Here is an 11655-nt window from a genome sequence, read left to right on the forward strand (position 1 = left end):
CGGAGAGGAGCTGGCCAGAGTTCCCGGGGATTGGCCTGTTCTTGCGACGAGTTGGGTGGCGCTGGTGGCGGGGTGTGCGTGGGCGGGGCTGCTTGCCGCGGGGGTCTTCCGTTCCACGACGGCGGGGCTCGCGGCGGTGCTGGCGGTGCCGATCGTCGTGGTGCCACTCGTACAGAAGGCCGTTGAGGGTCCTGCTGTGCGATCGGCGGCCGGATTTCCGGGGCGGCTGCGGGATCTGGCGCTGGTGCAGTGGCCGTTCGGCAGTGAGCGGTATCTGGCTGCCGGGGTGCGGGTGCTCGCTCAACCGGTGGGTACTGCACTGATGTTGTCGCTGACCGCCCTGCTCTGCGCATATCTGCTCACGAATGTGCGCGCCAGAGTCCGATCATGACTGTCCGGCGCCTTCCGTTGCGGGGCTGTGCGCAACTCCCCGGGGGACGCTCATTTCTTTCCGATAAGGCGTCAATTGCGGCGGGGTAAGCGATCACCCTTTCGTGTGCTTTTCACCAAAGACCTCAAGGGAGTTGGAGGCCACGCCGACAACTGATCCGTGAGTACCCTTGCGCACACCATGATGTCCACCGCCCGCTCCGCAGACTCCGGTCTCGCCGGCCCGGGCGACCTCGACCGCTACCCCTACGCGGAGTCCCATGGCCGGGACCGCGTAGTCGCACCCGTATGGGAGGGCCCCGACCAGGACCTGGGGCGTGTGGGCCGGCGCGCCGCGGGCAGCCGCGGCCGCGGGCTGCACGGCCAGCTCGTCCAACAGCTCGGCCAAATGATCGTTTCCGGCGACCTCGGCGCCGACCGCCCGCTCGTCCCCGAGGAGATCGGCCAGCGTTTCGAGGTCTCCCGCACCGTCGTCCGTGAGTCGCTGCGTGTGCTGGAGGCCAAGGGGCTGGTCAGCGCGCGTCCCAATGTCGGCACGCGCGTGCGTCCCGTCAGTGACTGGAATCTCCTTGACCCCGACATCATCGAGTGGCGTGCTTTTGGGCCGCAGCGCGACGACCAGCGCCGCGAGCTCGGTGAGCTGCGCTGGATGATCGAGCCGCTCGCCGCCCGCCTGGCCGCGGGGCACGGCCGTGAGGAGGTGCAGCAGCGCCTCGCCGACATGGTCGAGATCATGGGCCACGCCTTGGCGCAGGGTGACGTGCTGACGTTCTCCCGTGCCGATGCCGAGTTCCACTCGCTGCTCATCCAGGTCGCGGGCAACCGCATGCTCGAGCACCTCTCCGGCATCGTCTCGGCCGCTCTTCAGGTCTCGGGTGGTCCGGTCACGGGCTGTGACCGCCCCAGCGAGACCTCTCTGGTGCACCACTCCCGCGTCGTCGACGCGCTCTCCTCGGGTGACGGGGCCGGCGCGGAGGCCGCGATGCGACAGCTCCTCACGGTCCACCCCGAGGTGGAGCGTGTGGTGCCCGCCCCGCGCGAGCACTGACCGCGTCCTCACGCCGCCGTCGTGCGCGCGCTTCGCCCGCAGTGCCCCGTCGCCCCTGGGTGACGGCGGTGCCGTGCGGCAGGCGTCGCCGGATCGCCGCGGGCTCCTTCACGAGCTCAGCGGGGTCCGGCGGCGAGATCGTGAGGATTGCTTCGTAGGGCATCGGGGGATCATTCGTGCATGCGTATAGGTAGCTTCTGGGCGTATATGGACGGTTTTGATCACTTATGGGGTGTGACTCGGGCCACGTGGATTGGGCGTAACGCTCCAAGGAACAGCGCGATGACCTAAGAGGTGATAGCCGAGGAGGGAATACAGCCGTCGTTCGCGACGCTGTGCAGCTCCCAGGCCCCAGCCCGCGCCGTCGGCCCAATCCCCTGCCGCCGGTCGTCGGCTCCGGTCCACAGTGGACGGGGCCGGAAGCCGTTTTCCAACGTTCCGAGAGGTTGTTCGTGTCGGCCAGCACATCCCGTACGCTCCCGCCGGAGATCGCCGAATCCGTCTCTGTCATGGCGCTCATCGAGCGGGGAAAGGCTGATGGGCAGATCGCCGGCGATGACGTGCGTCGTGCCTTCGAAGCTGACCAGATTCCGGCCACTCAGTGGAAGAACGTTCTGCGCAGCCTCAACCAGATCCTCGAGGAAGAGGGTGTGACGCTGATGGTCAGTGCCGCGGAGCCTAAGCGTCCCCGCAAGAGCGTCGCAGCGAAGAGCCCGGCCAAGCGCACCGCGACCAAGACGGTCGCGGCCAAGACCGTCACGGCGAAGCCCACCGCCACCGCCGCCACTGAGGCGCCGACCGCGGATGACGCCGACGACGCGCCCGCGAAGAAGGTCGCAGCCAAGAAGACGACGGCGAAGAAGGCCGTCGCGAAGAAGACCGCCGTCAAGAAGACGGCGGCAAAGAAGACCACGTCCAAGAAGGACGCCGACGAGCTCCTTGACGACGAGGCGACCGACGAGGCACCCGCCGCCGGCAAGCCCGGCGAGGGCGAGCCGGCCGAGGAAGGCGCCCAGGGCTTCGTCCTCTCCGACGAGGACGAGGACGACGCGCCTGCCCAGCAGGTCGCCGCCGCCGGCGCCACCGCCGACCCGGTCAAGGACTACCTGAAGCAGATCGGCAAGGTCCCGCTGCTCAACGCCGAGCAGGAGGTCGAGCTCGCCAAGCGCATCGAGGCCGGTCTGTTCGCCGAGGACAAGCTGGCCAACGCCGACAAGCTCGCCCCGAAGCTCAAGCGCGAGCTGGAGATCATCGCCGAGGACGGCCGCCGCGCCAAGAACCACCTCCTGGAGGCCAACCTCCGCCTGGTGGTCTCCCTGGCCAAGCGCTACACCGGCCGCGGCATGCTCTTCCTGGACCTCATCCAGGAGGGCAACCTCGGTCTGATCCGCGCGGTCGAGAAGTTCGACTACACCAAGGGCTACAAGTTCTCCACGTACGCCACCTGGTGGATCCGTCAGGCGATCACCCGCGCCATGGCCGACCAGGCCCGCACCATCCGTATCCCGGTGCACATGGTCGAGGTCATCAACAAGCTGGCCCGTGTCCAGCGCCAGATGCTCCAGGACCTGGGCCGCGAGCCCACCCCGGAGGAGCTGGCCAAGGAACTCGACATGACCCCGGAGAAGGTCATCGAGGTCCAGAAGTACGGCCGTGAGCCGATCTCCCTCCACACCCCTCTGGGTGAGGACGGCGACAGCGAGTTCGGTGACCTCATCGAGGACTCCGAGGCGGTCGTACCGGCCGACGCGGTCAGCTTCACCCTCCTCCAGGAGCAGCTCCACTCCGTCCTGGACACGCTGTCCGAGCGTGAGGCGGGCGTGGTCTCCATGCGCTTCGGCCTCACGGACGGCCAGCCCAAGACCCTCGACGAGATCGGCAAGGTCTACGGAGTGACGCGTGAGCGCATCCGCCAGATCGAGTCCAAGACGATGTCGAAGCTGCGTCACCCGTCGCGCTCGCAGGTTCTGCGCGACTACCTGGACTAGGCGACGACAGTCCCCTCAAGATTCGGGGGCGGCAGTCACCACAGTGCGACCGGAAGGCCCGAAGCTCTCCCTCAGGAGGCTTCGGGCCTTTCGCGCGCGGGTGCGCCTTCACCGGCTCTGGATCACTCTGGGTACGCGTTTGGAGCCCAGAGTGAGGAGATCACATGCGTCGTCACATCGTCAGGGCGTGGACGGGGGCACTGTCCCTGGCGGCAGGGGCCGCCGTGCTGCCACTGGCCGCCCCGGGTCCGGCAGCGGCCGACAGCGTGGTCATCGGGGGCAGCGCGGTCCAGGTGTCCGATCACCCCTGGGTGGTGGCGGTCGCCAGCCGTGACCGGTTCGGGGGCACCCGTTCGGGGCAGTTCTGCGGCGGGGCCGTGGTCAACCGGACGACGGTTCTGACGGCGGCCCACTGTGTGAGCGCGGACGTGCTCGGTGCCCCGCTGAATGAGGTACGGGACCTGAAGGTCATCGCGGGTCGCAACGATCTGCGGACGTCCGAGGGCAGCGAGGTCACCGTGAGCAGCGTGAAGACCAACCCGGAGTACAACAGCTCGACCAACTCCGGCGACGTGGCGGCGCTGACCCTGGCCACCCCCCTGCCCGAGTCGTACGTGATCCCCATGGCGGGCCAGGGAGACGCCGCCTACCGGGCGGGGACGCCCGCCGCCGTCTACGGCTGGGGGGACACCACGGGCGGCGGCCAGTACGCGCGCTCACTCCACGCGGCGCAGGTGCACGTCCTGGCCGACACGGTGTGCGAGGAGGCGTACCCGGGCAGTTCCGACGGGAAGTACGTGGCCGCCACCATGCTGTGCGCCGGGGAGCCGATGGGCGGCAAGGACGCCTGTCAGGGCGACAGCGGCGGACCACTCGTGGCCCAGGGGCGGCTCATCGGCCTGGTGTCCTGGGGGAGCGGCTGTGGACGCCCGGGGAATCCCGGGGTCTATACGCGGATCTCGGACGCAGCCAAGGTGCTGCGGATCCATGGCTGAGGCCGCGATCCGTCCCGGGCGAGCGAGTCGCGCGGTGCAGGACGGCTGAGAAGGGGCCCAGAGGGCCCTGTGACGAAGTCGGGCGGCGTCCCCTGCCGTGGAGCAGGGGACGCCGCCCGTTCGCCGGTCTGGTGGGCCGGAGCTGGCTCGTCGTGGGTGCGAGGTGTCAGCGTTCCTCTTCGGATGCAGTCTCGGGAACGGCGGTCAGTCGCTCCGTCTCATCCTGTATCTCAGCGGCGATCTTCTTGAGTTCCGGCTCGAACTTGCGGCCGTGGTGGGCGCAGAAGAGCAGTTCACCGCCGCTCAACAGGACGACGCGCAGGTATGCCTGGGCGCCGCAGCGGTCGCAGCGATCAGCGGCCGTCAGGGGGCTCGCGGGGGTCAGAACAGTAGTCACGTCGCCTCTTCTCTAGCTCGACGAGCTGTCGTACCAGGGTCAACATCCAACCAGGCCGAAAACGTTCCCGCTCGTGGCTTTTCCTCGAAAATTTCTTTCGAGGGGTTGTCCGTTGCCGGTTGGCGGCGAATGTGCCGTATTGCGTCTCTTACGAGTCTTACGGTTTCGCGCTGTCTGTCAGGTCGGGTCCTCCCGGCTGGCTTGCCGGTTGTTCATGAGGACGTGCCCGGAGCCTAAATGGTTCATGCCTCGAAGGGAACGTGACGTGCGCTTCACTCCCGCGAGGGATCGAACGTGTATGCGAGGCTGGACTAGTCTGAGTTCCGCCGAGGGTGGCGTTACAACGGCTCTACCAGGCCTCGGTACCCTCTGACGGGCAACCGAAGCCGCGCCCTTACCCCAAAGGGCCCCCTTTGAAATTCAGCGAGGAGCGAACCGCGTGACCGCCGAAACGTCCGTGCCGTCCACAGCGTTGCTGACCGGAGCAGACCGGGACGGTTCCAACTACACCGCGCGGCATCTCCTCGTCCTGGAGGGACTCGAGGCGGTCCGCAAGCGGCCCGGCATGTACATCGGATCCACGGACAGCCGTGGCCTGATGCACTGCCTCTGGGAGATCATCGACAACTCCGTGGACGAGGCCCTCGGCGGGTACTGCGACCTCATCGAGGTCATCCTGCACGCCGACGCCTCCGTGGAGGTGCGTGACAACGGCCGTGGCATCCCGGTGGATGTCGAGCCCAAAACCGGCCTCTCCGGAGTCGAGGTCGTCATGACCAAGCTGCACGCGGGTGGCAAGTTCGGCGGCGGCTCGTACGCGGCCTCCGGCGGTCTGCACGGCGTGGGCGCCTCCGTGGTGAACGCGCTCTCCGCGCGCCTGGACGTCGAGGTGGACCGTGCCGGGCACACGCACGCGATCAGCTTCCGCCGGGGTGTCCCCGGCGCCTTCGCCAAGACGGGGCCCGACGCCGCCTTCGACCCGTCGGCGAAGCTCACCAAGACCAAGAAGATCCCCAAGGCGCGCTCCGGCACGCGCATCCGGTACTGGGCGGACCGGCAGATCTTCCTGAAGGACGCCAAGCTGTCGCTGGAGAACCTGCACCAGCGGGCCCGGCAGACCGCCTTCCTGGTGCCTGGTCTCACGATCATCGTCCGTGACGAGCTGGGCCTGGGCGAGGGCGGTTCGAAGGGCGAGGAGTCCTTCCGCTTCGACGGCGGCATCAGCGAGTTCTGTGAGTACCTGGCCCAGGACAAGGCGGTCTGTGACGTCCTGCGCTTCTCCGGACAGGGCACCTTCAAGGAGACTGTGCCGGTTCTGGACGACCACGGCCAGATGACCCCCACCGAGGTCACCCGTGAGCTCGGCGTGGACGTGGCGATGCGCTGGGGCACCGGCTACGACACGACGATCCGGTCGTTCGTGAACATCATCGCCACCCCCAAGGGCGGCACCCATGTGAGTGGCTTCGAGCGTTCGCTGACCAAGACGATGAACGAAGCGCTGCGCAGCCAGAAGGTGCTGCGGGTCGCCGAGGACGACATCGTCAAGGACGACGCTCTCGAGGGCCTGACCGCGGTGGTCACCGTCCGTCTCGCCGAGCCGCAGTTCGAGGGTCAGACCAAGGAGGTCCTCGGCACTTCGGCCGCCAACCGCATCGTGGCGAACGTCATCGCCAAGGAGCTCAAGGCCTTCCTGACGTCCACCAAGCGGGACGCGAAGGCGCAGGCCCGTGCCGTGATGGACAAGGCCGTGGCCGCCGCCCGTACGCGCATCGCGGCTCGTCAGCACAAGGACGCCCAGCGCCGCAAGACGGCCCTGGAGTCCTCCTCGCTGCCCGCCAAGCTCGCCGACTGCCGCAGCGACGACGTGGAGCGCAGCGAGCTCTTCATCGTCGAGGGAGACTCCGCCCTCGGTACGGCCAAGCTGGCACGGAACTCCGAGTTCCAGGCCCTGCTGCCGATCCGGGGCAAGATTCTCAACGTGCAGAAGGCGTCCGTCACGGACATGCTGAAGAACGCCGAGTGCGGGGCGATCATCCAGGTCATAGGGGCGGGCTCGGGCCGGACCTTCGACATCGACGCGGCCCGCTACGGAAAGATCATCCTGTTGGTCGACGCCGACGTCGACGGTGCGCACATCCGCATCCTCCTGCTGACCCTCTTCCAGCGCTACATGCGGCCCATGGTCGAGGCGGGCCGGGTGTTCGCCGCTGTGCCGCCGCTGCACCGGATCGAGCTGAGCCAGCCCAAGAAGGGCCAGGAGAAGTACGTCTACACGTACTCCGACCGGGAGCTGCGCGAGACGCTGCTGGAGCTGCAGCGCAAGAACGTGCGCTACAAGGACTCCATCCAGCGCTACAAGGGCCTGGGCGAGATGGACGCGGACCAGCTCGCCGAGACCACGATGGACCCGCGCTTCCGCACCCTGCGCCGGATCAACATCTCCGATCTCGACTCCGCCGAGCAGGTCTTCGACCTCCTGATGGGCAACGACGTCGCACCCCGCAAGGAGTTCATCACCAGCTCCGCGGCGACGCTGGACCGCTCGCGCATCGACGCCTGACGGGACCGCTCGCGCGTCGATACTTGACGGGATCGCCCGCGCATCGGCGCCCGACGGGATCGCCCGCGCATCCACGCCCGACGAATCCGCTCGCGCGTCGGCGCGCCTGAGGCGCACCTCTTCCGGCAGGAGCCGGGTGCTCCACCCACGGGTGGAGCACCCGGCTCCACCCGCGTTCCACCCGCGCTCCGATCCCGTGCCCGGGAAATCTCCGTAGCGTCGAAGGCGTCGATCCACCGCGGATCGGCCCCGCCCTTCTCGTCGCACGGAGGCTGACATGTCCGGGCCTGTCAACGCACTGGTGATCTGCGCCGTCGTGGTGCTGGTGGTCGTCCGCCAGTTCAAGGCGCAGCAGGTCGGCACGGACAGGCGCTGGTGGCTCATACCGGCGGTGCTGGTCGTCATGGCCGTGCGCGAGCCCGGTCTGATCGATCCCCACCACCGGACCACGGCCGTGGCGCTCCTCGCCGCCGAGCTGCTCGTCGCGCTGGCCATGGGCGCAGGCTGGGCCAGGACCTCGCACCTGTGGACCGAGCCCGACGGCACTGTCTGGAGCAAGGGCACCAAGGCCACGGCCGCGGTCTGGGCCGCCGGGATCGGACTGCGGCTCGGGCTGTTCGGGATCGGCTCGCTCCTGCACGTCCGCCAGACCAGCTCCGCGCTGATGCTCGCCCTCGCCGCCACCCTGCTGGTCCGCGGCGGGTTGCTCCTCCTGCGGTCCGGCGCGGCGCACCCGACATACCGTATTGCCGACGCGGCGTACGGGCCGAGGCGGAAGGACCCCGTGTGAGCTGGGACCGGTGGACGCGATGGCCTTCGAAAGAGGCACTCACCTGGACGGGACAGAGCCCGGCCCGCCTGTGGTTCGTCAGGGTTCTGCGGGTGGTGATCCTCGGCAGCCTGCTGTGGGACGCGCTGCACACGGACCGCGGCCCGCACCTGGCGGCCGGAGTGGCCCTGGTCGCGGTCGTCGCCGGTGCCGGGTGGGGTTTCTTCCGGGTGTCGGCCGCCCGTCGGCTGTGGCCGTCACTGGGGCTGCTCGCCCTGCTCATGGCGGTGGCGTACGCGGCGGAGCTGGGCGAATGGCGGACGCTGGCCCTGGTGCTCTGGTGCGGCGCGGCCATCACCGCGCTGGAGCGGCTGCCGCTCATCGCGGGCGCGCCCTGCGTCCTCGTCGCGATGACGGGATACGCCGCCTATAACGACGACGGCTGGCTCATCAAGGCGCTCACCGCCATCGGGTTGGTGCTCGCCGGGTACACCCTTCGGCTGGACGCCGAGGCAAGGGGCAGCGCCCACCGGCTGCTCGCGCAGGAGAGAGCGGCGCGAGCGGCGGAGGCGGAGTCCGCCGCACTCGCCGAGCGCGCCCGGATCGCACGGGAGATCCACGACGTGCTCGCCCACAGCCTCTCCGCGCAGCTCGTCCACCTGGAGGCGGCCCGGCTGCTGATCGAAAGGGACGCGACCAAGCAGCAGATCCTGGACCGGGTGGTGGCCGCGCGGTCCATGGCCAGGGAAGGGCTCTCCGAGACCAGACAGGCCCTGTCGGCGCTGCGTGGTGAGATGACACCGGTCGAGGACTTCCTGCGCGACCTGGTGACGGCGGACCACGCGGCCGTCACGGTCAGCGGAGAGCGTCGCGCCCTGCCCGCCGAGGCGTCCCAGGCGGTACGGAGAGTGGCGCAGGAGGCTCTGACGAATGTCCGGAAGCATGCGCCGGGCGCGAAGATCCAGGTGTGTCTGGAGTATGGAGAGCGTGAGGTGAGGCTGGACGTGCGGGACTCGGGCGGACATCCACCGGGCGAGCTGGCCGCGTCCGGTGCCGGATACGGTCTGCTGGGAATGCGGGAGCGCGCTGAGCTGCTGGGCGGGTCCCTGGAGGCAGGACCGGGCGAGGAGGGCTTCGTGGTGACGCTGAGGGTGCCGGGATGACACAGGAAGACGGCACCGCCAGGGCCGCGGACGGCCGACGGGACGCAGGCACGGGCGCGGGGCCGGGGGCGGCCGGGAGTGTGGGCAGACCGCCCGCGCGGGTGGTCGTGGTCGATGACCAGACCATGGTGCGCGAGGGGATCGTGATGCTGCTGGGTCTGTTGCCCGGCATCGAGGTCGTGGGCGCGGGGAAGGACGGCGAGGAGGCGGTCCGCCTGGTCGCCGAACTCGCCCCGGACGTGGTGCTGATGGACCTGCGGATGCCCCGATGTGACGGAGCGGAGGCCACGCGGCGCATCCGGGCCGAGTATCCGGGCACCCAGGTCGTCGTGCTCACCACGTACGCCGACGACGAGTCGCTGTTCCCCGCGCTGCAAGCGGGGGCGCGCGGCTATCTGACCAAGGACGCGGGCGGGGAGGAGATCGTGCGGGCCGTCGAGGCCGTGCTCTCGGGGGACGCCGGACTCTCTCCGCAGATTCAGCGGCGTCTTCTCGAGCGGCTGTCCGAGCCCCACCCGGCGCCCGCCGCGGAGCCTCCCGACGGTCTCACGACGCGGGAGACGGAAGTGGTCGTCCTGATCGCCGACGGGCTGAGCAACCAGGAGATCGCCCAGGCGCTCCATGTCTCCACGGCGACGGTGAAGACCCACATCAACAATCTCTTCGCCAAGGCGGGCCTCAAGGACCGCGCGCAGGCCGTCCGCTACGCCTACCGGCACGGCCTCAACAAACCACCTGGAGGTGCACACACAAGATGACGTTTCACCTGATGGGGTGAAGAGCGCGGAGAGAAGAGTCAGGGATCTTCCCGTTCTGCCCATCCTTGGGCACGCGGTCGAACGGAACTGCGGACAAGGAGAGTTCGGTGGAGAAGCACGACGTGCCCGATGCCGGGGCGGACCGCGGCAGCGCGGGCCGTGGTCGCGTCGGCGGCCCGAGAGACCCCTGGTACGACGCCCTCGCCTCCGACTGGGCAGAGCTGGACGGCACCGGCGCACAGACCTCCGGCGCTGCACCCCTGAGTCAGGCCCGGCAGCAGGGTGCTGGGCCGGGCGCGGGGGCGGGGGACATCTATCTGGAGGTGCAGCGCAGCGAGGCCTTCCAGGAGGTGCGCAGGCGGTATCGGAGGTTCGTCTTCCCCGGCGTCGCGGTCTTCTTCACCTGGTACGTGGCCTACGTCGTGACCGCGACGGCGGCTCCGGGGCTGATGGCACGTCCCTTCGCCGGAGAAGTGAACGTGGCGATGGTGGCGGGGCTCGGGCAGTTCCTCAGCACGTTCCTGCTGACGTGGGCGTATGCCAGGCATGCGCGGCTGCGCAGGGACCGGGCCGCGCTCGATCTGCGGTGGTCGGTGCTGGAGCAGAAGCGGGAGCGGGGCAGGGACCACGGGCCGCGCCTGGATCAGGAGCCGGGCCCCGGGCGTGAGCTGGGGTGCGGGCGATGACCGGGGATCACCAGGTTCTCGCGCTGGTGCTGTTCGGTGCCTTTGTGGCCGTCACGCTCGCGATCACTACGTGGGTGAGCCGGAACCGGCATGGTTCGGCGGAGGAGTTCTATGCGGGGGGACGGCTCTTCACCCCTATGGAGAACGGTTTCGCCATCGCCGGTGACTACATGTCGGCGGCGTCGTTCCTCGGGATCTCCGGGCTGATCGCCCTGTTCGGGTATGACGGGATGCTGTACTCGGTCGGGTTTCTGGTGGCGTGGCTGGTCGTGCTGTTCCTGGTGGCCGAACTGGTGCGCAACTGCGGGCGGTTCACGCTGGCCGATGTCGTCGCGGCGCGGATGAGGGAGCGCCCGGTGCGGATCGCGGCGGGAACTTCCTCGGTGACGGTGTCCGTTCTCTATCTGGTGGCGCAGATGGTGGGGGCCGGTTCGCTGGTGGCGCTGCTGCTCGGCGGGGAGAGCGGGGCGGCGCAGTCCTGGACGGTGGTCGGTGTCGGCGCGCTCATGGTGATCTATGTGTCGTTCGGGGGGATGCGGGCCACCACGTGGATTCAGATCGTGAAAGCGGTCCTGCTGATGGGCGGTGCTGTCGCGCTGACCGTGCTGGTGCTGATGCGCTTTCACGGGGACTTCGGTCAGTTGCTGCGTTCGGCCGCCGATCGCAGTGGGCGGGGCGAGCGGTTTCTCGCGCCCGGGCTGAAGTACGGCGGGGACTGGACCGCGCGGCTGGACTTCATCAGCCTCGGGCTCGCGCTGGTGCTCGGTACCGCGGGGCTGCCGCACATCCTGTCCCGCCTCTACACCGTGCCGACGGCGCGGGCGGCCCGCCGGTCGGTCGTCTGGTCCATCGGCCTCATCGGCGGCTTCTATCTGATGACGATCGTGCTCGGTTTTGG

10 protein-coding genes and 1 pseudogene are annotated in these 11655 nt (G+C 69.1%); 10 read left to right on the forward strand and 1 reads right to left on the reverse strand.

Annotated features, from left to right (window positions below; all coding sequences use genetic code 11):
• From AB8Z36_RS13860 to AB8Z36_RS13875, 4 genes and pseudogenes are all read left to right on the forward strand, one after another.
• Window positions 1-391 (forward strand): annotated as a pseudogene (locus AB8Z36_RS13860) (ABC transporter ATP-binding protein); the annotation flags it as partial.
• A 159-nt stretch (window positions 392-550) separates the two neighbouring features.
• A complete protein-coding gene (locus AB8Z36_RS13865) occupies window positions 551-1438 on the forward strand; it encodes a FadR/GntR family transcriptional regulator (protein WP_369213578.1) in 888 nt (295 codons plus the stop codon).
• Between the two features lie 446 nt (window positions 1439-1884).
• Window positions 1885-3426, forward strand: a complete 1542-nt coding sequence (locus AB8Z36_RS13870) for an RNA polymerase sigma factor (protein ID WP_369213579.1) — start codon at window positions 1885-1887, stop codon at window positions 3424-3426.
• A gap of 164 nt (window positions 3427-3590) precedes the next feature.
• Window positions 3591-4421, forward strand: a complete 831-nt coding sequence (locus AB8Z36_RS13875; RefSeq protein ID WP_369213580.1) for a S1 family peptidase — start codon at window positions 3591-3593, stop codon at window positions 4419-4421.
• A 166-nt stretch (window positions 4422-4587) separates the two neighbouring features.
• Here the strand turns inward: AB8Z36_RS13875 and AB8Z36_RS13880 are convergent, their stop codons facing one another.
• Complete coding sequence (locus tag AB8Z36_RS13880) at window positions 4588-4818, reverse strand: DUF7455 domain-containing protein (protein WP_363247389.1); 231 nt, start codon at window positions 4816-4818, stop codon at window positions 4588-4590.
• A gap of 439 nt (window positions 4819-5257) precedes the next feature.
• Between AB8Z36_RS13880 and AB8Z36_RS13885 the strand changes: the two genes are divergently transcribed.
• The 6 genes from AB8Z36_RS13885 to AB8Z36_RS13910 all read left to right on the forward strand — a co-directional run.
• Window positions 5258-7381, forward strand: a complete 2124-nt coding sequence (locus tag AB8Z36_RS13885; RefSeq protein ID WP_369213581.1) for a DNA gyrase/topoisomerase IV subunit B — start codon at window positions 5258-5260, stop codon at window positions 7379-7381.
• Window positions 7382-7658: 277 nt separating this feature from the next.
• Complete coding sequence (locus AB8Z36_RS13890) at window positions 7659-8171, forward strand: DUF1453 domain-containing protein (RefSeq protein WP_369213582.1); 513 nt, start codon at window positions 7659-7661, stop codon at window positions 8169-8171.
• On the forward strand, window positions 8168-9313 hold the full coding sequence (locus tag AB8Z36_RS13895; RefSeq protein ID WP_369213583.1) for a sensor histidine kinase: 1146 nt from the start codon (window positions 8168-8170) through the stop codon (window positions 9311-9313). The genes AB8Z36_RS13890 and AB8Z36_RS13895 overlap by 4 nt, the downstream gene beginning before the upstream one ends.
• Window positions 9310-10071 carry a response regulator transcription factor gene (locus AB8Z36_RS13900; protein WP_369213584.1) on the forward strand — a complete coding sequence of 254 codons (762 nt, stop codon included), beginning with the start codon at window positions 9310-9312 and terminating at the stop codon, window positions 10069-10071. Before AB8Z36_RS13895 ends, AB8Z36_RS13900 begins: the two co-directional genes overlap by 4 nt.
• Window positions 10072-10193: 122 nt before the next feature.
• Window positions 10194-10757, forward strand: coding sequence for a DUF485 domain-containing protein (locus AB8Z36_RS13905; RefSeq protein ID WP_369213586.1), 564 nt, complete (start codon window positions 10194-10196; stop codon window positions 10755-10757).
• On the forward strand, window positions 10754-11655 hold a 902-nt coding region (locus tag AB8Z36_RS13910), incomplete at its 3' end, for a solute symporter family protein (protein ID WP_369213585.1). The genes AB8Z36_RS13905 and AB8Z36_RS13910, both read left to right, overlap by 4 nt.

Origin of the sequence: Streptomyces flavofungini (assembly GCF_041028215.1) — a bacterium.
Lineage (GTDB): Bacteria > Actinomycetota > Actinomycetes > Streptomycetales > Streptomycetaceae > Streptomyces > Streptomyces flavofungini_B.